The 19,857-nt window shown below is 75.2% G+C and carries 17 protein-coding genes; 9 read left to right on the top strand and 8 right to left on the bottom strand.

Annotated elements, in window-relative coordinates; translation table 11 throughout:
- Window positions 1-66 precede the first annotated feature (66 nt).
- Window positions 67-2,010, bottom strand: a complete 1,944-nt coding sequence (locus ACFOYX_RS05790; RefSeq protein ID WP_377533830.1) for a protein kinase — start codon at window positions 2,008-2,010, stop codon at window positions 67-69.
- A gap of 147 nt (window positions 2,011-2,157) precedes the next feature.
- On the opposite strand from ACFOYX_RS05790, the gene ACFOYX_RS05785 reads away from it, so the two are divergent.
- Window positions 2,158-2,358, top strand: a complete 201-nt coding sequence (locus ACFOYX_RS05785) for a hypothetical protein (RefSeq protein ID WP_109805534.1) — start codon at window positions 2,158-2,160, stop codon at window positions 2,356-2,358.
- Window positions 2,355-3,152, top strand: coding sequence for a site-2 protease family protein (locus tag ACFOYX_RS05780; protein ID WP_322442656.1), 798 nt, complete (start codon window positions 2,355-2,357; stop codon window positions 3,150-3,152). Before ACFOYX_RS05785 ends, ACFOYX_RS05780 begins: the two co-directional genes overlap by 4 nt.
- Before the next feature lie 49 nt (window positions 3,153-3,201).
- On the opposite strand, the gene ACFOYX_RS05775 is transcribed toward ACFOYX_RS05780, so the two are convergent.
- Both ACFOYX_RS05775 and ACFOYX_RS05770 read right to left on the bottom strand, forming a co-directional pair.
- Window positions 3,202-4,200, bottom strand: a complete 999-nt coding sequence (locus ACFOYX_RS05775) for an aldo/keto reductase family protein (RefSeq protein WP_322442655.1) — start codon at window positions 4,198-4,200, stop codon at window positions 3,202-3,204.
- Between the two features lie 68 nt (window positions 4,201-4,268).
- A complete protein-coding gene (locus tag ACFOYX_RS05770) occupies window positions 4,269-8,534 on the bottom strand; it encodes a WG repeat-containing protein (RefSeq protein ID WP_322442654.1) in 4,266 nt (1,421 codons plus the stop codon).
- A gap of 161 nt (window positions 8,535-8,695) precedes the next feature.
- On the opposite strand from ACFOYX_RS05770, the gene ACFOYX_RS05765 reads away from it, so the two are divergent.
- The 3 genes from ACFOYX_RS05765 to ACFOYX_RS05755 are packed head-to-tail and all read left to right on the top strand — an operon-like array spanning window position 8,696 to window position 11,308.
- Window positions 8,696-9,547 (top strand): ABC transporter permease, encoded by an 852-nt coding sequence (locus tag ACFOYX_RS05765; protein ID WP_377533829.1) that lies wholly within the window; start codon window positions 8,696-8,698, stop codon window positions 9,545-9,547.
- Window positions 9,540-10,343, top strand: a complete 804-nt coding sequence (locus tag ACFOYX_RS05760; protein ID WP_322442652.1) for an ABC-2 family transporter protein — start codon at window positions 9,540-9,542, stop codon at window positions 10,341-10,343. The genes ACFOYX_RS05765 and ACFOYX_RS05760 overlap by 8 nt, the downstream gene beginning before the upstream one ends.
- The gene (locus tag ACFOYX_RS05755) at window positions 10,340-11,308 is read left to right on the top strand and encodes an ATP-binding cassette domain-containing protein (RefSeq protein WP_322442651.1); all 969 of its coding nucleotides are present in this window, start codon (window positions 10,340-10,342) and stop codon (window positions 11,306-11,308) included. Before ACFOYX_RS05760 ends, ACFOYX_RS05755 begins: the two co-directional genes overlap by 4 nt.
- A gap of 47 nt (window positions 11,309-11,355) precedes the next feature.
- Here ACFOYX_RS05755 and ACFOYX_RS05750 read toward each other — a convergent pair whose 3' ends face one another.
- The 3 genes from ACFOYX_RS05750 to nadA form a co-directional block, all read right to left on the bottom strand.
- The gene (locus tag ACFOYX_RS05750) at window positions 11,356-12,003 is read right to left on the bottom strand and encodes a DUF3043 domain-containing protein (protein WP_201749519.1); all 648 of its coding nucleotides are present in this window, start codon (window positions 12,001-12,003) and stop codon (window positions 11,356-11,358) included.
- A 36-nt stretch (window positions 12,004-12,039) separates the two neighbouring features.
- On the bottom strand, window positions 12,040-13,452 hold the full coding sequence (gene murA / locus ACFOYX_RS05745) for a UDP-N-acetylglucosamine 1-carboxyvinyltransferase (RefSeq protein WP_236647371.1): 1,413 nt from the start codon (window positions 13,450-13,452) through the stop codon (window positions 12,040-12,042).
- A gap of 155 nt (window positions 13,453-13,607) precedes the next feature.
- Window positions 13,608-14,783: a quinolinate synthase NadA gene (gene nadA, locus ACFOYX_RS05740; RefSeq protein WP_109800643.1), complete on the bottom strand. Its 1,176-nt coding sequence runs from the start codon at window positions 14,781-14,783 to the stop codon at window positions 13,608-13,610.
- Window positions 14,784-14,851: 68 nt separating this feature from the next.
- On the opposite strand from nadA, the gene ACFOYX_RS05735 reads away from it, so the two are divergent.
- The 4 genes from ACFOYX_RS05735 (at window position 14,852) to ACFOYX_RS05720 (ending at window position 18,317) form a co-directional block, all read left to right on the top strand.
- Window positions 14,852-15,988, top strand: coding sequence for a glycerate kinase (locus ACFOYX_RS05735; RefSeq protein ID WP_109800642.1), 1,137 nt, complete (start codon window positions 14,852-14,854; stop codon window positions 15,986-15,988).
- A gap of 164 nt (window positions 15,989-16,152) precedes the next feature.
- Complete coding sequence (gene erpA, locus ACFOYX_RS05730) at window positions 16,153-16,521, top strand: iron-sulfur cluster insertion protein ErpA (protein WP_322442650.1); 369 nt, start codon at window positions 16,153-16,155, stop codon at window positions 16,519-16,521.
- A 228-nt stretch (window positions 16,522-16,749) separates the two neighbouring features.
- The gene (locus ACFOYX_RS05725) at window positions 16,750-17,727 is read left to right on the top strand and encodes a carbohydrate kinase family protein (RefSeq protein ID WP_109800641.1); all 978 of its coding nucleotides are present in this window, start codon (window positions 16,750-16,752) and stop codon (window positions 17,725-17,727) included.
- On the top strand, window positions 17,724-18,317 hold the full coding sequence (locus ACFOYX_RS05720) for an ATP-binding protein (protein WP_322442649.1): 594 nt from the start codon (window positions 17,724-17,726) through the stop codon (window positions 18,315-18,317). The genes ACFOYX_RS05725 and ACFOYX_RS05720 overlap by 4 nt, the downstream gene beginning before the upstream one ends.
- Window positions 18,318-18,321: 4 nt before the next feature.
- On the opposite strand, the gene ACFOYX_RS05715 is transcribed toward ACFOYX_RS05720, so the two are convergent.
- Window positions 18,322-18,549 carry a sulfurtransferase TusA family protein gene (locus tag ACFOYX_RS05715; protein WP_322442648.1) on the bottom strand — a complete coding sequence of 76 codons (228 nt, stop codon included), beginning with the start codon at window positions 18,547-18,549 and terminating at the stop codon, window positions 18,322-18,324.
- Window positions 18,546-19,697, bottom strand: coding sequence for a cysteine desulfurase family protein (locus ACFOYX_RS05710; protein WP_109800649.1), 1,152 nt, complete (start codon window positions 19,695-19,697; stop codon window positions 18,546-18,548). Before ACFOYX_RS05710 ends, ACFOYX_RS05715 begins: the two co-directional genes overlap by 4 nt.
- Window positions 19,698-19,857: the final 160 nt, after the last annotated feature.

Raw genomic sequence — 19,857 nt, 5'->3', positions numbered from 1 at the left:
GCCGCCCGCCGCCCCGTACGCCGCCCGGCCGGCGGACGACGTGCCGGCCGGTCCGGGCGGCGGGGCTCAACCGCAGTGCTCGAAGGGGCTGCCGTAGCTGGCCCCGGCCACCGCGCCGCCCCATTTCACGCAGGCCCCCGCGGCGCTCGCCCGGACCGGGCCGGCGTAGTACTCGAACGCGCCGCTGTCGGTGCTGCGGGCCTTCCCCTGCACCTCCAGGTACGCCGAGACGGTGGTGGCCCGGCCGACGTCGGTGTCCTTGAGGGTGACCACGCAGTTGTAGCCGTTGCCGGCGTTGTAGAGCAGGTAGACCCGGCCCCTGCGGGTCCCGCCCGCGGTCAGCGCCGCCGAGTCGATCACCTGGTAGCCGCTGCCGCACGCCTGACCGGCCGTGTACGGGTTGGGCTTCTCCGGCGCGCTCGTGGTGCCGGTCGGCTTCGGCGTACCGGTCGCGCCGCCGGCCGGCCGGCTCGCCGCCGGGGCGGCCGTCGGGCCGGTCACCGGGTCCGTGCCGCGGGTCGGCGCGGCCGACGGGGACCGGCTGGCCCGGCCGGTGTGGCTCGGCGTCGCCCTCGGCGCGTCCCCGGTGGCCACCGCGGACGGCTGCCCCGGCCCGGCGAGCGCCGATTCCCCGGTCAGCGCGGCCCGCCGCTCCGGCGGCTCGGACCCGCCGGGCGGGCGCAGCGCCGCCACCGCGACCAGGGTCACCAGCGCGACCAGCACGACGCCGGCCGCGCCCGCCAGAGCCAGCTTCCGCCCCCGCCGGCCGCCCGCCGGCTCCTCGAGGGTCGCCGGGACGCCGGAACCGTCGTGGCGGTCCTGCTGCGGGCCGTACCCGTCGGGCCGCATGTCGGCGGCGGCGGGCTGGCCGGGCCGGGCGAGGCCCCCAGGCCACGCCCCGCCGTCCGACGCCTGACCCTGCGGGACGGGCGCGCCGTGCTGACCCGGTGTCGGCGGGGGAGGAGCGGCCGGCGGGTACCCGCCGGGTCGGGCGGGCGTCGCCGGCCCGGAGCCGGCCGTCGGCGAGGCGCCGGTCGACGCGGTCGACGGTGTGCCGGCCGGACCCGGTGTCGCCGGGCCGGGTGCCGCCGGGCTCGGCGTCGGCAGCGCGGCGGGGCCGGGGACGGCCGGGCCCGGCACGGCCCACGGCGGCCGGGGCGGCACCGGCACGCTGGCCAGCGTCGCGTCGCGGGCGTCCTGGGCGGCCTCGGCCATGGCGGCGGCGCCCGGGTAGCGGTCGGCGGGGCCCTTCTCCAACGCCCGGCGGACCACCTCCAGCACGGCGGGCGGGGTGCCCGGTGGCAGCGGCGCGGGCTCGTCCTGGACGTGCCGCATCGCCACCTGGAGCGGGTTCTCCCCCTCGAACGGCGGGCGACCGGCGAGGCAGTAGTAGGCGACGGCGCCGAGGGCGTACACGTCGGTGGCCGGTGAGACCGGCTGGCCGGCCGCCTGCTCCGGCGACATGTAGGAGGCGGTGCCGAGCACCATGTGGGCGGCGGTGATCCCGGCCATCGTGGTGGACCGGGCGATGCCGAAGTCCACCAGCACCACGCTGCCGTCCCGCTTGACCAGCAGGTTGCCCGGCTTGACGTCCCGGTGGACGATCCCGGCGAGGTGGGCGGCGTGCAGCGCCTGGGCGGCCTGCGCCACCACCGACATGGTGGAGGCCGGGTCGAGCCGGCCGGCGCGGCGGACCCAGGTCACCAGCGGCTCGCCGTCGACGTACTCCATCACCAGGTAGCTGACCTGGCTGCCGTCGGCGAGCGTCGCCGAGCCGAAGTCGTGCACCTGCACGATGCCGGGGTGCCGCAGCGCGGCCATCATCCGCGCCTCGGCGTGGAAGCGGGTGGTGAACTCCGGGTCGGCGACCAGCGACGGCAGCAGCACCTTCACCGCGACCTCCCGGCCGAGCAGGGTGTCGGTGCACCGCCAGACGGCCCCCATGCCACCGGTCGCGATGCGTTCGCTCAGCAGATAGCGGTCGCTGAGCACCACTCCTTGAGTCAGCACCGCGTCACCGTACCGGCCCCCGCCGATCCCGTTGATCCACCGGTGGCCCGACCGGTAGGTGGTGGGCCCGGCCGTTCCGCGCCCGGCCGACTACGCTTGCGGAGGTTTACGTCCCAGGGGGACGACGGCGGCGAGGGGAGACGCGGCATGGCGTGGAGCTGGCGGTACGAGGGCACGGACGGCAAGTCGGTGGACGGGCCGACGGAGTCGTTCGCGAGCCAGGCGGACGCCGAGTCGTGGGTCGGCCAGACCTGGCGGGAGCTCGCGGCGTCCGGCGTCACCTCCGTCGCGCTCGTCGAGGACGACCGGGTGGAGTACCGGATGAGCCTGCTGCCCCCGACCGAATGATGGGCTACGACCGGCCGGGCGAGCCGCTGGTGCTCGGGGTGCCCCGGGCGGCGTTCCGGCCCAGCCCGGTCTTCCTCGGCCTGGTCGCGCTCTTCGTGACCAGCGGGGTGCTGGCCTGGCAGCGGTACGGCAACGTCCGGTTCGACGTCTTCCTCTTCGTGGTCTCCGGCTGGCTGGTCTCACTCTGCCTGCACGAGTACGCCCACGCTCTGGTCGCGTACCGGTTCGGGGACCGGGACATCGCCCACCGGGGCTACCTGACGCTCAACCCGTTCAAGTACACCCACCCGCTGCTGTCGATCGTGCTGCCGGTGATCGTGGTGCTGCTCGGCGGCATCGGCCTGCCCGGCGGGGCGGTCTGGGTGGACCGGCACGCCATCCCCGGCCGGCTGCGGCACACCCTGGTCAGCCTCGCCGGCCCGGCCACCAACGTGCTGTTCACCCTGGTGCTGGTGGCGGCCCTGCGGATCGGTTTCGGCAACGGCGGCTCGGTGGAGTTCTGGGCCGGGGTGGGCCTGCTGGCGTTCCTCCAGCTCACCGCCAGCGTGCTCAACCTGCTGCCGGTGCCCGGCCTGGACGGCGGCAACATGATCCAGCCGTGGCTGAGCCCGCAGTACCGCCGGATGTACGACCTGTTCGCCCCGTACGGCTTCATCCTGCTCTTCGCGCTGCTGTGGAGCCCGCGGATCGGCGGCTGGTTCTTCGACGCGGTCTTCGCGGTCGCCGACGTGCTCGGCCTGTCGCCGGCCTTCTACTCGGTCGGCTTCGAACTGATCCGCTTCTGGCAGGGCTGAGCGGGCCCGGTCCGGCCGGCGCCAGCGCGCCGGCCGGACCGGGCGGCGCTCACGGGCGCTGGGCGGGGGACTCGGTCTTGGCCGCGTCGCGCTCGGTGATCGGCTCGACGATCTCGTCGATCGCCTTGAGCAGGTCGGCGTCGAGCTTCACGCCGGCCGCCTTGACGTTGTCGTGCACCTGCTCGGGGCGGGACGCCCCGACGATCGCCGAGGAGACGTTCGGGTTCTGCAGCGCCCAGGCGATGGCGAGCTGCGGCATGGTCAGCCCGGCCTGCTCCGCGAGGGGCTTGAGCCGCTGCACCCGGGTGAGCACCTCGTCGGTCATGAACTTGGCGATGAAGCCCGCGCCGGACTTCTCGTCGGTGGCCCGGGAGCCGGCCGGCGGCGGCTGGCCCGGCAGGTACTTGCCGGAGAGCACGCCCTGGGCCATCGGCGACCAGACGATCTGACCGACGCCCAGCTCCTCGCTGGTGGGGATGACCTCGGTCTCGATGACCCGCCAGAGCATCGAGTACTGCGGCTGGTTGGAGACCAGCGGGATGCGCAGCTCCCGGGCCAGCTGGTGGGCCTCGCGGAGCTGCGACGCCTTCCACTCCGAGACACCGATGTAGTGCGCCTTGCCGGAGTGCACGACGTCGGCGAAGGCCTCCATCGTCTCCTCCAGCGGCGTGCTGTAGTCGTACCGGTGGGCCTGGTAGAGGTCCACGTAGTCGGTCTGCAGCCGACGCAGCGAGCCGTCGATCGACTCCATGATGTGCTTGCGGGACAGGCCGCGGTCGTTGCGGCCCGGGCCGGTCGGCCAGAAGACCTTGGTGAAGATCTCCAGCCCCTCGCGGCGCTCGCCCTTGAGCGCCCGGCCGAGGACCGTCTCGGCCTTGGTGCCGGCGTACACGTCGGCGGTGTCGAAGGTGGTGATGCCGGTGTCCAGGGCGGCCCGGACGCAGGCGGTCGCCGCGTCCTCCTCTACCTGGGAGCCGTGGGTGATCCAGTTGCCGTACGAGATCTCGCTGACCATCAGGCCGGAACGGCCTAGGTGTCGGAATTCCATGCCCCGACCCTAGCCCCGCCGGATCAGGGTCACCCGGCCGCGCTGCCCGGCGTGCCGAAGGGCACCCGTCAGAGCACCGGGCTGGTGTCCGCGAGCAGCTGGTCGATCTCCGCGACCACCTCTGCGCGGCTCGGATGCACCGGGTCGATCAGCAGCTCGCCGCGCCGGTCCAGCGCGCCCCAGCGCCCGCCGCCGTCGCCGACCAGGAAGGCGACCGGGTGGATCACCAGCGCCCGGTACGCCGGCTCGACGACCACCCGGCCGGTGCGGTCCACCACGCCCCGGCGGCCGGCCAGCTCCACCACGGCCAGGCCCTCCTCGGTGAAGCCGTCCACGTACCGGCCGTCGGCCAGGGCGGTGGGGAAGCCGTGGTACCGGGTCGGCACGACGAGCTGACCGGTCCGGTCGACCGCGCCCCAGCCGCCCCGGCGGACCGCCGCCAGCCCGCCCCGGAACGGGCGGACGTCCTCGAAGCCCGGCGGGATCTTCACCATGTTCGTCGGGTCGACCGCCATCCAGTTGGCCTTGCCGTCCATCGACACCCAGGCCAGACCGTCGGAGAAGGAGCGCACCGCCCGGTAGCCGTTGTTCGCCTCGATCAGGGCGGCCCCGGAGGTGTCGATCAGCGCCCACCGGGACGCCTCCGGACGGCGTACCCAGGCCATGCCCTCGCGGAACGCCTGCACCTCGGCGTACCGGTGGTCGATCACCAGGTTGCCGTCGACGTCGGCGTAGCCCCAGAGCTCCAGCTCCTCGTCGAAGGTGGGCGCCGGGGCCCGCTCGCCGCCCCGCATCACGTCGCGGTCGCGCGGCCACGGGCCGAACCCGCCGGCCGCGGCCCGCTCCCGGACCGCGTCCAGCGCCACTCCGGTACGCGCGATCAGCTCCGCGTCCCCGCCCTGGCGCAGGTCCAGCGCCCGCTCGAAGTGGTGGCACGCCTCGATCAGCCGGCCCTGGTCGACGCAGGACCGGCCGGCGTGCTCGTGCAGCGCCGCACGCAACCGGTCGGGCAGCTCCGGGGAGTTCGCCTCGGCGAAGAGCCGGTCCGCCTCCGCGTGCTCACCCCGCCAGCGCAGCACCTGGGCGAGCCGCGCACGCGCCAGCGCGGTCCGCCGCAACTCGGCGGTGGCCTCGGCGTACGTGACCGCGAGCCGACCGTCGGCCAGCGCGTCGTCCAGGTCGCCGAGAATCCGCGAGGCCACCGAGCGGAGGCTGAGCAGCCTGGCGCGACTCCGGTTGTCGAGCGCGGTGCCCAGCTTGGCGGTGAGGCCGTCGCGGACCACCCGCAGCTCCTCCGGATCGGTCGCCTCCTCCCGCAGCGTCTCCGGGTCCAGCCGCCACCGGAAGGCGGCCAGCGCCTGCTCCGGGTCCATCGGAGGCGCCGGCGGCTCCGCCTCGGAGGCGCTGTCCGACGGCTCCGTGTCGGAGGTGCTGTCCGACGGCTCCGTGTCGGAGGTGCTGTCCGGCGGCCTTGGAGGCGCCGCCAACGGCCCCGCGGGCGGGCCGGACACCGGGCGCGCCGCCGCGGACCCGGGCTCTGCGGGCCTGGCGGCCGGCGCGGAGACAGGCTCTGCGGGCGCGTCCGCCGGTGGCGCCGAGGCGGGCGGTGCGGCGGTGAAGGCCGCTGCGGGTGGTCCCGAGACGGGCTGTGCGGGTGCGGACGCCGGTGCCGGCGGCCCGGAGACCGGCGGTCCGGAGACCGGCGGCCCGGAGACCGGCGGCCCGGAGACTGGCGGCCCGGAGACTGGCGGCCCGGAGACTGGCGGCCCGGAGACTGGCGGCGCGAAGACGGGTGGCGCGGAGACCGGCGGTCCGGAGACGGGTGGCGCGGAGACGGGTGGCGCGGAGACCGGCCGGCCGATCTCCGCCCCGGTCGACTGGGCCGGTGGCCTGCTGAACTGCCCTGCCGATGGGGCGGCGACGTGCCCTGCCGGTGGCCCGCTGACCGGCCCGGCGGGGGTCGCGCTGACGGGCCGGTACGCCGGTGGCGCGGACACCTGAGCCGACGAAACGGCCGCCGAAGGCGACGCCGACTCCGGAACCGGCGGCGCGGGCGGTGCGGACACCGGAGCCGGTGGCGCGGACACCGGAGCCGGTGGCGCGGACGTCGGGACCGGCGGCGCGGACACCGGGGCCGGTGGGGCGCCGGGCGGCGCGGAGACCGGACGTGGCGCGGCGGGAGCCTTCGCACCGTCCTCGGCCCGAGTGCCCCGCTCGTCCGGCCGGGGTCCGGCCGGACCGCGGTAGGCGGGCGGTGCCGGGCGGGCCGGTGCGTCGGCGACCGGGGCCCGCTCGCTGGGCCGTGCCGCCGACGGGCGGGTGGCCGTGCGGGCATCGTCGCCGTCCGGGCCGGCGGGAGGCCGCGCGGGCGTCGGTCTGGGGAGGAACTCCAGGTGCACCCCGGCGGCCGGCGGCGCGGACGTCGGCGTCGGCTCCTCTGGCGGGGCCGGCCGTGCCGACCGGTCGAGGCGGTGCGGTTGCTCCGCCGGCGGAAGCGGGTACGCGGGCCCGCCCGAGACCGGCGCGCCCGAGGTGGGCGTCGCCGGCCGGTCGTCGGGCCGGGTGCGGGCGACGGGCGCTGCGGGTGGGCGGCGGTCGTCGTCGTGCCGGATCGGCGAGGGCTCGACCGGCCGGCTCGGCACCTCGTCCGGCCGGACCCGAGCAGCCGGCTCCGCGGGGGGACGCCAGCCGTCCGGGCGGGCCGTGCCCCGCTCCGCCGGGTGGCCCGGCCGCTCCTCGGGGCGGTGGACCGCGGGTCGGTCCTCCGGCCGGTACCGCTCGTCGGGGCGGGCGGCGGTCGGCTCGGGGCGCCGGCCGTCGTACCGGGGAGCGGCCTCCTCGGCCGGGTGGCGCTGCCAGCCGTCCGGGTGCGGCCCGGCGGGCCGTCGCTCGTCCCGGCCGGGCGGCGCGGGATCGATCGGGCGCGCCGCGCGGCCGTCGGGGTCGGGCCGGCCGATCGGTGCGGCCGGGGGCCGGGGCCGGTCGTCCGGCCGGTATCGGGCCGGTTCCGTCCGGGCCCGCTGCTCGGCGGGCCGCTCGTCGCGCCCTGGTCCGGGGTCGCCCTGGCGACGGTGGCTGTCCGGCCGCTCGTCCGGGGTGACGGCGTCGGGTCGTGGTCGGGGGTCGCCCGGGCGGTAGGGGGCGTCCGGCCGCTGGTCGGGTGTGAAGGCGTCGGACCGTGGCCGGGGGTCGCCCGGGCGGCGGGCGGCCTCCCGCCGCTCGTCCGGGGTGAACCCGTCGGGCCGGCCGACGGGACGGGGATCGCCGTGCTGTCCGGGCAGTCGACCGGGAGCCGGGCGGTGCGGGTCCGTCGGCCGGCGCAGGTCGTCGCGCTCGGGCGCGGCCGGCGCGTCCCGGTAGGTGTCGGCCCGCGCCGCGGCCTCCCGGCGCGGGTCGCGTTCCCGCGGCATTGGACCGTCGAAACGCTGGTCCCGCCGGTCCGCGGGCCCACGCGGTGCGCCGTTCGGCCGCCCGTCGGCCGGCGACGTACCCCACTGGCGATCCGACCAGGCCGGCGCGTCCGGGCGTCGGCCGGCCGGGCGGGGCGGGTGCGGGAACTCGTCGGGCTCGGGCAGCCAGCCGGGCTCCGGCGCGGGGGAGACCGGCCGGTGCGGGCCGGCATCCGGCGGCGGCATCCGCCGGTCGGATTCCGGGCGACCCCACGGCCGGTCGTGCCGGTCGCCGTGCCAGCCGGCGTCGCGGTCCACCGTCCACTCCGGCGCCCGCCGGTCGTACCGGCCGGGTCCGTGGTCGGCGCGCTCGTCGGGCTGCGCCGGGCCGCGCCGCTGGAAGTCGTCGCCGTTGCGCCCGTCCGTCCGGGGCCGCCGGTCGCGGGCGTCCCCGTCGCCGCGTCGCTCCGGCCAGCCCGGGCGCTCGCGGCCGTCCGGCGTGGCGCGCCGCGCGTCGGGACCGGGGATCACCGGATACGCGCCGCGCCGGTCACCGCCGCCGGAAACGACCGGGTACGCGCCGCGCCGGTCGTCGGGGGCGGGGCTGACCGGGTGGCCGCCGCGCTGATCGCCGGGGCCGGCGGGGCGCCCGCCATGCCGGTCGCCGGCGGCCGGGCCGCCGGGGTACGACCCGCGCCGGCCGTCCGGGGCGGGGCTGATCGGGTGGGCGTCGTCGCGCGGGCCGCCGGGGGCGGGGCTGACCGGCTGCACCTCGGCGCGCCCGACGGCGGCGGCGCGCCCGCGCGGGGCGGGCGGGGTCAGGTACTCGATGCCGATGTCGCCGGGGTAGCGCTGGCCCGGAAACTGGGGGTGCCACTCGGTGGTCGGTTCGGCGACCCAGGCCGGCTCCGCCGGGTCGCGCCAGCGGTCGTAGCCGCCGCTCATCGGGGCACCGGGTCGCCGCCCGCGCGGCGCGGCCCCGGGGCCGGCTCGCGTCGCTCGCTCACGGCGATGTCACCTCGTTGGAAATTGTCGCGCTGGGCACCCCACGTGCCGGTAGAGTCGCCCGGTCCAGCACGTCGTGGCTGCGGAAGGAGGGTAGCGGCGTGGGCTCTGTCACCGCCACTGTGGCGCCGCCCGCGGACTCAAACGTTACCCGATGGTTTCGGACATTTGGCGCCATAGTAGTAGCGGGCTTCCGACGCCACGCCACCTACCGGCAGGCCGCCCTCGCCGGCGTGGTCACCAACACGGTCTTCGGCTTCCTGCGCTGCTACATCTTCCTCGCGGTGGCCGGCACGGCCGGCTCCGTCGCCGGGTACGACCGGGCGCAGCTCGCCACCTTCGTCTGGGCCGGGCAGGGCCTGCTGGCGGTGATCCTGCTCTGGGGCTGGACCGACCTGGCGGACCGGATCCGGACCGGGGAGATCGCCAGCGACCTGCTCCGGCCGGTGCACCCGGTGACCAGCTACCTGGCGGCCGACCTGGGCCGCGCGGGGTTCGCCTCGCTCTCCCGGCTGCTGCCGCCGGTGCTGATCGGTCCGCTCTTCTTCGACGTGTACCTGCCCCGGCGGTGGGCCACCGTGCCGCTCTTCGCGCTCTCCGTACTGGTCGCGGTGGTGCTCTGCTTCGGCTGCCGGTTCCTGGTCAACGCCACCGCGTACTGGCTGCAGGACGTCCGGGGCGCGATGATCCTCTGGACGCTCTGCTCCGGGGTGCTCGCCGGGCTCTACTTCCCGCTGCGCTTCCTGCCCGGGTGGCTCCAGCCCCCGCTCTGGTACGCCACCCCGTTCCCCAGCCTGTTCCAGACTCCGCTCGACGTGCTGGTCGAGCGGGACCCGGCCCCGACGCAGCTCGGGCTGGTGGGGCTCCAGGTCGCCTGGGCGGTGCTGATCCTCGCCGCCTGCCGGCTGGTGCAGCGCCGGGCCGAAGGCCGGCTGGTGGTGCAGGGTGGCTGAGCGGCTGGCCGCGTACCGGGCGCTGCTGGGGGCGCAGGCCCGGTCGCAGGCCGCGTACCGGACCTCGTTCGTGGTGGACCTGGTCGGCAACGTGGGGGCGACCGTCTTCGACGTGGTGACCGTGCTGGTGCTCTTCGGGGTGACCCGGGAGCTGGGCGGGTTCACGCTGCGCGAGGCGCTGGTCATCGTCGGACTGTCGTCGTTCGCGTTCGCCACCGCCGACCTGCTGGTCGGCAACATCGAGCGGCTGCCCCGGTACGTCCGGACCGGCCTGTTCGACGCCGTGCTGGTCCGTCCGTTGGGTGCGCTGCCCCAGCTGCTGCTGATGGACCTGCCGCTGCGCAAGGTGTCCCGCGCGCTCTTCGGCCTCGCCGTGCTGGTGGTGGCGGTCACCTCGGCCGGGATCGACTGGACACCGGCCCGGTTGGTGCTGGTCCTGGTCGCCCCGCTCGCCGCGGTGGTCTTCTTCGGCGCGGTCTTCGTGACCACGGCGACGGTGTCGTTCTACTGGATCGACTCCGGCGAGCTGGCCAACTCGGTCACCTACGGCGGGCGCGACTTCACGTCGTACCCGGTCACCGTCTACGGCGGCTGGTTCCGGGCGCTCTTCGCGTACGGGATGGGCTTCGCCTTCGTCAGTTACCACCCGGCGCTGGCGCTGCTGGGCCGGGCCGACCCGCTCGGCCTGCCGGCCTGGGCCGGCTGGGCGTCGCCGGTCGTCGCGCTGGTGGCCGCCGCCGTCGCGGCGACGGCCTGGCGCGTCGGGGTCCGCCACTACCGGAGCACGGGGTCATGAGCCAGGTCATCGACGTACGCGGGCTGCGCAAGGAGTTCATCGTCCGGGTGAAGGCCGGCCGGCTGCGCCGGGAGAAGCGGGTGGTCACCGCCGTCGACGGGGTCGACCTGCGGGTGGAGCGCGGCGAGATGCTCGGCTACATCGGCCCCAACGGCGCCGGCAAGTCGACCACCCTGAAGATGCTCACCGGCGTGCTGATGCCGTCGGCGGGGGAGGTGCGGGTCTGCGGCCTGCGGCCGGTGGCCGAGCGGACCCGGCTGGCGCTGCGCATCGGGGTGGTCTTCGGCCAGCGCTCCCAGCTCTGGTGGGACCTGCCGCTGCGCGACTCGTTCGACCTGCTGCGGCACGTCTACCGGGTGCCGGCGGCCGGGCACGCGACCCGGCTGCGGCGCTGTCGTGACCTGCTGGACCTGGACGAGTTCCTGGACACCCCGGTCCGGCAGCTCTCGCTGGGCCAGCGGATGCGCGGCGAGCTGACCGCCGCCCTGCTGCACGGCCCGGAGGTGCTCTTCCTGGACGAGCCGACCATCGGGCTGGACGTGGTGAGCAAGCAGGCCGTCCGGGGCTTCCTGGCGGAGCTGGGCCGGGCCGGCGACACCACGCTGGTGCTCACCACCCACGACCTGGCCGACATCGAGCGGCTCTCCCGCCGGCTCGTGGTGATCGACCACGGCCGGGTGGTACACGACGGCTCGATCGCCGCCCTGCACAGCCGGTACGGCTCCCGCCGGCTGGTCGTCGCCGAGCTGGACACCGCCCTTCCCGCGCCGCCGACGCTGCCGGGCGCGCCGCTGCACCGGGTGGAGGCGGACGGGCACCGGCTGGTCTTCGCCCTGGAGTCGGCGGGCGTCGCGGAGGTGGTGGCCGGGCTGGCCGGCCTGGCCACGCTGCGCGACATCTCGATCGTCGAGCCGGACATCGAGGAGGTCGTGGCCCGGCTGTACCGCAGCCCGGCCCAGGTGTGACGAAGGCCCCGGGTGGGCGCCCGGGGCCTTCGTCGACGTGCGTGGGGTCAGATCTTGTCGCCGATGTTCACCTGCGGCTGGGGGGCGCGCATCCGGCGGAAGGTGATCGACCGCATGATCGCGTAGAGGTAGAGCGAGCCGAGCTTCTCGTTGCTCTTCGGGAACCGCTCCCGCATCAGCTTCTTGATCTTGCGGGAGATCAGCACCGAGTCGACCACCACGCCGAGCGCGAGCGCGCCCCACAGCACGTTGGAGATCAGCCGGACGATCGGCGGCATGGCCTGGTTGGAGCCGACCAGCACGATCAGCGCCCCGCCGAAGAACCAGGTCCCGACCGTACGCCGGGAGTCGACCACGTTCCGGGCGAGCAGCCGCTCCGGACCCCGGTCCCGGGGGCCGCCCTCGCGGCGGAACTCCGAGGCCGCCTCGGCCCGGGACGCGCGGCGCTGCTCCCGCGCCTCCTCCTTGGTCAGCGGCCGGCTCGGCGCGCTCAGTCGCCGGCCGGCGGTCGGCCGCTTCGGCGTGACCTGGCCCAGCTCCTTCTTGCTCGGGGTGTAGCCCCGGGGGCGGGCGTTGACGGACTCCTCGTCGGTCGTCACCGAGGTGACGGACTCATCGACGAGGTCGGCGGGCTTGCGGCGAAACAGCGACGGCACGTGGTGAAGGGTAGCCAAACAGCCGCGCCCGGTGCACATCGCGGGTGCACCGGGCGCGGGAAGAGCGGTGTGACGTCACGGACGCTCGACGTGCGCGCCCAGGTCGGCCAGCTTCTTCTCGAAGTCCTCGTAGCCCCGGTTGATCAGGTCGACGCCGTACACCCGGGAGGTGCCCTCGGCGGCGAGCGCCGCGATCAGGTGGCTGAAACCGGCCCGCAGGTCCGGGATGACCAGGTCGGCGGCGTGCAGCTTGCTCGGACCGGCGATCACCGCGGAGTGCTTGAAGTTGCGCCGGCCGAAGCGGCACGGGGTGCCGCCCAGGCAGTCCCGGTAGACCTGGATGTTCGCGCCCATCGTGTTCAGCGCCTCGGTGTAGCCCAGCCGCTGCTCGTAGACCGTCTCGTGGACGATCGACAGGCCCCGGGCCTGGGTGAGCGCCACCACGAGCGGCTGCTGCCAGTCGGTCATGAAGCCGGGGTGCACGTCGGTCTCCAGGGCCACCGCGTTCAGCTCGCCGCCCGGGTGCCAGAAGCGGATGCCGCCCTCCTGGCCCGGGTCGCCCAGCTTCGGCGGCCGGGCGTCGGTCACCTCGTACTCGCCGCCGACCGAGCGGAAGACGTTGAGGAAGGTCATCATGTCGGCCTGCTGCGCGCCCAGCACCTCGACGTCGCCCCGGGTGGCCAGCGCCGCCGCCGCCCAGCTCGCCGCCTCGATCCGGTCCGGGATCGGCCGGTGGGTGTAGCCGTGCAGCTTCTTCACGCCCTGGATCTCGATCACCCGGTCGGTGTGCACCTTGATGATCGCGCCCATCTTCTGCAGGATGCAGATCAGGTCGATGATCTCGGGCTCCACCGCCGCGTTGCGCAGCTCGGTGACGCCCTCGGCCATCACCGCGGTCAGCAGCACCTGCTCGGTGGCGCCCACACTCGGGTACGGCAGGGCGAACTTCGTGCCGTGCAGCCCGTTCGGCGCGGACAGGTGCAGCCCCTCCGGGGTCTTGTCGACGGTCGCGCCGAACTCGCGCAGCGCCTGGAGGTGGAAGTCGATCGGGCGCGGCCCGATGTGACAGCCGCCCAGGTCCGGGATGAAGGCGTGGCCGAGCCGGTGCAGCAGCGGCCCGCAGAACAGGATCGGGATCCGGCTGGAGCCAGCGTGCACGTTGATCTGGTCGGTGCTGGCGCTCTCGACGTTGGACGGGTCGAAGACCAGCTCGCCGTCCTCGTCGCCGTCGGTCACCTTCACCCCGTGCAGGCCGAGCAGCCCGCGGACCACCTCGACGTCGCGGATCCGCGGCACGTCGAACAGCCGGCTGGGGGAGTCACCCAGCAGGGCGGCGACCATGGCCTTGGAAACGAGGTTCTTCGCGCCGCGCACGCGGATCCGCCCTTCGAGCGGAGTGCCTCCGTGTACGACCAGGACGTCGTCGGTCAACGCAACCTCCAGCGCGTTGGTGCTGCCGTGTAGATGGTTGGGGCCCACGATCTGCATCGCTACCCGAAACGCGGCCAGGTGAAAACGGCCCGCATATTGTCGCCCCGGCAGCATAGCCGTCCGTGAGCAAATTGGAATCGGTCACATCGCCAGCGAGGGCACGAACCGGGGTGTCCGGCGCGTTTCCGTACCAGCGATGTGACCCAGGGTGATCAGGCGCCCGGCAGGGCCAGCATCTGGTCCAGCGCCACCCGGGCGTGGTGCGCGGTGTCCGGGTCCACGGTGATCTGGTTGACCACCCGGCCGGCGACCAGCTCTTCGAGGGCCCAGACCAGGTGCGGCAGGTCGATCCGGTTCATCGTCGAGCAGTAGCAGACCGCCTTGTCCAGGAACATGATCTGCTTGTCGGGGTGGGCCAGCGCCAGCCGGCGGACCAGGTTCAGCTCGGTGCCGACCGCCCAGGCCGAGCCGGCCGGGGCCGCCTCGATGGTCTTGATGATGTACTCGGTGGAGCCGACCTGGTCGGCGGCGGTGACCACCTCGTGCCGGCACTCCGGGTGGACCAGCACGTTCACCCCCGGCACCCGCTCCCGGACGTCGTTGACGCTGTCCAGCGTGAACCGGCCGTGCACGGAGCAGTGCCCGCGCCACAGGATCATCTTGGCGTCGCGCAGCTGCTCCGCGGTCAGCCCGCCGTTCGGCTTGTGCGGGTCGTAGAGCACGCAGTCGTCCAGCGAGAAGCCCATCTCCAGCACCGCCGTGTTGCGGCCCAGGTGCTGGTCGGGCAGGAAGAGCACCTTCGACCCCTGCTCGAACGCCCAGTCCAGCGCCCGCTTCGCGTTCGACGAGGTGCAGACCACCCCGCCGTTGCGCCCCACGAAGCCCTTGATGTCCGCCGAGGAGTTCATGTACGTCACCGGGACGGTGTCGGCCGCGACGCCCAGCTCGGTCAGCACGTCCCAGGCGGTCTCGACCTGCGACAGCACCGCCATGTCGGCCATCGAGCAGCCGGCGGCCAGGTCCGGCAGGATCACCTTCTGCGCGTCCGAGGTGAGGATGTCCGCGCTCTCGGCCATGAAGTGCACGCCGCAGAAGACGATGTACTCCGCGTCGGGTCGGGCCGCCGCCTCGCGGGCGAGCTTGAACGAGTCGCCGGTCACGTCGGCGAACTGGATCACCTCGTCGCGCTGGTAGTGGTGGCCCAGCACGAACACCTTCGTGCCGAGCGCGGCCTTGGCCGCCGCCGCCCGGGCCACCAGGTCCGGGTCGCTCGGCGCGGGGAGGTCACCCGGACACTCCACGCCACGCTCGGTGGCGGGGTCGCTGCCGCGGCCGAGGAGCAGCAGCGCAGTGGCGGTGTTGGAGGGTTCAACCCAGGTCGAAGTCACGCCTCCCATGGTCCCACAGCGGGACCGGCGCGCAGCCGCTCCAGGTGTGGGCTGCCACACTGCTGGGCATGCGCGTGCTGCTCTGCCCGGACAAGTTCGCCGGCACGCTGCCGGCTCAGGAGGTGGCCGCCGCGGTGGCCGATGGCTGGCGGGAGGTGGCCGCCGGCGACGACCTGCTGATCCGGCCGCTCGCCGACGGCGGGCCCGGCTTCGTCGCCGTCCTCGCCGAGGCGCTCGGCGGCCGGCGGCTGCCGGTGCCGACCGTGGACCCGCTCGGCCGGCCCGCCGCCGGTGAGATCCTGCTCACCGACGACGGCGTGGCCTACCTGGAGAGCGCCCAGGCGTGCGGGCTGCACCTGCTCACCGCCGCCGAGCGGGACCCGAAGGCCACCACCTCGTACGGGCTGGGGCTGCTGGTGGCCGCCGCCGTCGAGGCCGGGGCCCGGACCGTGGTGGTCGGGCTGGGTGGCTCCGCCACCAACGACGGGGGCGCCGGCATGCTCACCGCGCTCGGCGTCACCCCCCTCGACCAGGCCGGCCACGCCCTGCCGTACGGGGGAGCGGCGCTCGCCGCGGTGGCCGCGCTGGACGGCGCGCCCCGGCTGCGCGGGGCGGACCTGGTGGCCGCCACCGACGTGGACAACCCGCTGCTCGGGCTGCACGGCGCCAGCAACGTCTACGGCCCGCAGAAGGGCGCCACCCGGGCGGACGTGCTACTCCTCGACGCCGCGCTGGAACGCTTCGCGGCCGTGCTGGAACGCGAGCTGCCCGGTTGCCCGCCGGGGCTGGGCGCGCTGCCCGGCGGCGGCGCGGCCGGCGGGCTGGGCGCGGCGATCCTGGCGCTCGGCGGCCGGTGCGAGTCCGGCATCGGCCTGGTCACCCGCGCCATCGGGTTGGACGCCGCGCTCGACCGCGCCGACCTGGTGATCACCGGGGAGGGCTCCTTCGACCACCAGTCGCTGCGCGGCAAGGTGGTGGCCGGGGTGGCCGGGGCCGCCCGGGACCGCGGCGTGCCCTGCGTGGTGCTGGCGGGACGGGTGAGCACGGGCCGCCGGGAGGCCGCCGCGGCCGGGGTCACCGAGGCGTACAGCCTGGTGGAGCACTTCGGCGGCGAGGAACGCGGCGGGGTGGAGGCGGCGATGGGCCGGCCCGCCGAGGGGCTGCGGGCGCTCGGCGCCCGGCTGGCCCGGCAGTGGAGCCGCTGAGCGGCCGCTGCCTGCGGCGCGGCTCACCCGCCCCGGAGCACGCCACCGGAGGTGACGCCCGCCGGGGCGGCGTACGATCGGATCTGGACCACACCGGGAATCACTGGCGGACGCGCGACGTTGGCCAGTGCGTCCGGACCCATACCGCGCAGGGAGATTTCCACGTGACCACGCCAGCGCAGACCGAGTCGACCGAGGCCAAGGCCCCTACTTCCGTCGTCCTCACCGACGTCGCGGCGCAGAAGGTCAAGGCCCTGATCGAGCAGGAGGGCCGCGACGACCTGCGGCTCCGGATCGCGGTGCAGCCGGGCGGCTGCTCCGGCCTGCGGTACCAGCTCTTCTTCGACGAGCGGTCGCTCGACGGTGACGTCGTCACCGACTACGACGGTGTCGAGGTCGTCGTCGACCGGATGAGCGCCCCCTACCTGGCCGGCGCGACGATCGACTTCGCCGACCGGATCGACGCCCAGGGCTTTACCATCGACAACCCGAACGCCGGCAACTCCTGCGCTTGCGGCGACTCCTTCAGCTGAGTCGACGTCGCGCCGAGCCGACCGGCCCGCACCGGGCCGACGGGTGACGTGACGAAAACGGCGGGACCACCCTTCGCGGGCGGTCCCGCCGTTTTTTCGCGTCCCCGGGTGTCCGGGCGGTGACGTCCGGGTATGCGCTGGTCGACCGGTTCTCGACCGACCCGCGACTGGCGTGCCGACCGGGCCGGTAGGCTGACCGGCGCCGTGCTGCCGACCCCGAGGGCTGACATGAAGATCGCCGTGACCGGCTCGATCGCCACCGACCACCTGATGAGCTTCCCCGGTCGCTTCGCCGACCAGCTCCTCGCCGACCAGCTGCACAAGGTGTCGCTGTCCTTCCTGGTGGACGACCTGGTGCTGCGCCGGGGCGGGGTGGCGGCCAACATCGCCTTCGGCATGGCACAGCTCGGGCTGCGCCCGGTGCTGCTGGGCGCCGTCGGGGCCGACTTCGCCGACTACCGCTCCTGGCTGGAGCGGCACGGGGTCGACTGCGACTCGGTGCACGTCAGCGAGGTGGCCCACACCGCCCGCTTCGTCTGCACCACGGACACCGACATGTGCCAGATCGCCTCCTTCTACGCGGGGGCGATGAGCGAGGCCCGCAACATCGAGCTGGCCCCGGTGGCCCAGCGGCTCGGCGGCCTCGACCTGGTGCTGGTCGGTGCCAACGACCCCGAGGCGATGATCCGGCACTCGGCCGAGTGCCGGGAGCGCGGGTACGCCTTCGTCGCCGACCCGTCCCAGCAGCTGGCCCGGATGGACGGCGCGGACGTGCTCGGCCTGATCGACGGCGCCGAGTACCTGATGACCAACGACTACGAGAAGTCGCTGCTGCAGAGCAAGGCGGGTCTCAGCGACGCGCAGCTGCTGGAGCGGGTCAAGGTCCGGGTCACCACGCTGGGCAAGGACGGCGCGGAGATCGCCGGCCGCGACTTCGACACCATCCACGTCCCGATCGCCCGGGAGATCCAGGCCGTCGACCCGACCGGCGTCGGGGACGGGTTCCGGGCGGGCTTCTTCACCGCCCTGTCCTGGGGGCTGGGCCTGGAGCGGGCCGCCCAGGTCGGCTCGCTGCTCGCCACCCTGGTCCTGGAGACCGTCGGCACCCAGGAGTACGAGGTCCGCCGCGACCTGTTCGTGAAGCGCCTCGCCGAGTCGTACGGCGACGCGGCCGCCGAGGACGTCCGGCCGCACCTGCTCCCATGACCTCCGGGGTACCCGACCGCGACCAGCCCGGCGTCTCCGGCCGGGTGGATCCGGGTGCCGTCCGCCCCGGTGCGGCCGCCGCCGTCGGTCCGGTGCTGGTGGCGTTCGCCGGCCTGCCCGGGGTGGGCAAGAGCACGCTGGCCGTCCGGCTCGGCGCGGCGCTGCACGCCCCGGTCCTGCCGGTGGACCCGGTCGAGCGGGCCATGGGCCGGTACGGGCTGGTCGGCGACGTGCCCGGGATGGCCGCCTACGGCGCGGTCGCCGGTCTCGCCGAGGTGCAGCTCGGGCTGGGGCTGAGCGTGGTGGTCGACGCGGTCAACCCGGTGGCCAGCGCTCGGGGCCTCTGGCACGACCTGGCGGAGCGGGCCGGCGTGCCGCTGCGGGTGATCGAGGTGCACTGCGGGGACGAGGCGGAGCACCGCCGCCGGGTCGAGGCGCGGCTGCCCGCCGAGCCCGACCCGCACCTGCCCACCTGGGAGCAGACCCTGCTCCGCCGGGCCGAGTACGAGCCGATCATCGGCCCCCGCCTGGTGGTCGACACCACGGTCGCCACCGACCCCCTCCCCGCCATCCTCAGCTATCTCGCCTGACCCGTCACCGGCTCCGCCGGACGTCGTAGCTGGATCCGCCCGCTACGGCGCCGAGGAACTCCTGTCCGCGCATGCGGCACCAGGCGGGGATGTCCACCGCCGCGGCGGGGTCGTCGGCGAGGACGCGGAGCACCGCGCCGACCGGCAGCTGGGGGAGTCGGCGGGCCAGGGCGATCACCGGCAGCGGGCAGCGCTGACCCCGGCAGTCCAGCACCTCGTCCGGCTCGCTCACAGCCCCACCACCCCCGCCTCGGCGCGCAGGTCGGCGACGATGCCGGGCAGCTCGGCGAGGAACCGCTCGACGTCCGCCTCGGTGGTCTCCCGGTGCAGCGACACCCGGACGTTGCCGTGCGAGAGCACCCCCATCGCCTCCAGCACGTGCGACGGCCGCAGCGTCGACGAGGTGCACGAGGAGCCGGAGGAGACGGCGAAGCCCCGCCGGTCCAGCGCGTGCAGCAGCGCCTCGCCGTCCACGTAGAGGCAGGAGAAGGTGACCAGGTGGGGGAGCCGGTCGACCGGGTCGCCGACCACCTCCACGTCCGGCACCTCGGCCGCCACCCGGTGCCGGATCCGGTCCACCAGCGGCGCCAGCCGGGTCGTCTCGGCCGCCGCGTCGGCCGCCGCCGCGCGCAGGCTCGCCGCCGCCGCCACCACCGCCGGCAGGTTCAACACTCCGGGGGTACGCCCCGACTCCCGCTCGTCGGCCGGGAACGGCGACTCCCAGCGGGTGCCCTTGCGGACCACCAGCAGACCGACGCCGGGTGGCCCGCCCCACTTGTGTGCGCTGGCGCTGAGCACCGACCAGCCGGCCGGCACCGGCGCCCGGCCGATCAACTGCGCGGCGTCGACGTACAGCGGTACCCCGGCGTCGGCGCACCCGGCGGCCGCCGCCGGCACCGGCTGCACGGTGCCCACCTCGTGACTGGCGCCGATCAGCGCGGCGAACGCCACCCCGGGCGCCCGGACCGCCGCCGACCAGGCGTCCAGGTCGAGCCGGCCGGCCCGGTCCACCGGTACGGAGACGGCGCTGCCGCCGCCGGCCACGTGCCGCTCGGCGGCGTGCAGCACCGCGGAGTGCTCGATCGCGGAGTGCACCAGGATCGCCCCCACCCGCCGCCGGCCGATCAGCCCGCCGAGCACGGCGGCGTGCGCCGCGGTCGTACCGCTGGGGGTGAAGGAGAGTTCGTCGGCGCGGACGCCGAGCGTGGCCGCGGTGGCCTCGCGGGCGGCGTCGAGCAGTTGCCGGGCGCGGCGGGCCTGGGTGTAGAGCCTGCCGGGGTCGGCCCAGCCGTCCTCGAGGGCGGCCAGCATCGCCTGTCGGGCGACCGGGTGCAGCGGCGCGGCGGTGGCCGCGTCCAGGTAGACCGGGGATGCGCTCACGAACACCCACGCTATCGCGCCGGTACGCGCATGATCCCCCCGATGGGGGCGGACAGTGACCCCAACACGGTCAGGCCCGTCATGGTCGAGTAATCTGCGACCGTCGGTGACGCCTTTGCCGTCGGTGCTGATGGAAAGAACCACCGCGGCGCGCTAGGGA

This window comes from Micromonospora sp. GCM10011541 (assembly GCF_042650725.1).
Classification (GTDB): domain Bacteria; phylum Actinomycetota; class Actinomycetes; order Mycobacteriales; family Micromonosporaceae; genus Micromonospora; species Micromonospora sicca.
The sequence above is the reverse complement of the archived record's forward strand: the minus strand, read 5'-3'. Positions and strand labels throughout refer to the sequence as shown.

What these genes read in the sequence shown, in the direction of transcription:
- ACFOYX_RS05785 (WP_109805534.1), top strand. Translation starts at nt 2,158, where the DNA reads ATGGCGTGGAGCTGGCGGTACGAGGGCACGGACGGCAAGTCGGTGGAC.
- ACFOYX_RS05780 (WP_322442656.1), top strand. Translation starts at nt 2,355, where the DNA reads ATGATGGGCTACGACCGGCCGGGCGAGCCGCTGGTGCTCGGGGTGCCC.
- ACFOYX_RS05775 (WP_322442655.1), bottom strand. Translation starts at nt 4,200, where the DNA reads ATGGAATTCCGACACCTAGGCCGTTCCGGCCTGATGGTCAGCGAGATC.
- ACFOYX_RS05770 (WP_322442654.1), bottom strand. Translation starts at nt 8,534, where the DNA reads ATGAGCGGCGGCTACGACCGCTGGCGCGACCCGGCGGAGCCGGCCTGG.
- ACFOYX_RS05755 (WP_322442651.1), top strand. Translation starts at nt 10,340, where the DNA reads ATGAGCCAGGTCATCGACGTACGCGGGCTGCGCAAGGAGTTCATCGTC.
- ACFOYX_RS05750 (WP_201749519.1), bottom strand. Translation starts at nt 12,003, where the DNA reads ATGTGCACCGGGCGCGGCTGTTTGGCTACCCTTCACCACGTGCCGTCG.
- murA (WP_236647371.1), bottom strand. Translation starts at nt 13,452, where the DNA reads ATGCAGATCGTGGGCCCCAACCATCTACACGGCAGCACCAACGCGCTG.
- ACFOYX_RS05735 (WP_109800642.1), top strand. Translation starts at nt 14,852, where the DNA reads ATGCGCGTGCTGCTCTGCCCGGACAAGTTCGCCGGCACGCTGCCGGCT.
- ACFOYX_RS05725 (WP_109800641.1), top strand. Translation starts at nt 16,750, where the DNA reads ATGAAGATCGCCGTGACCGGCTCGATCGCCACCGACCACCTGATGAGC.
- ACFOYX_RS05720 (WP_322442649.1), top strand. Translation starts at nt 17,724, where the DNA reads ATGACCTCCGGGGTACCCGACCGCGACCAGCCCGGCGTCTCCGGCCGG.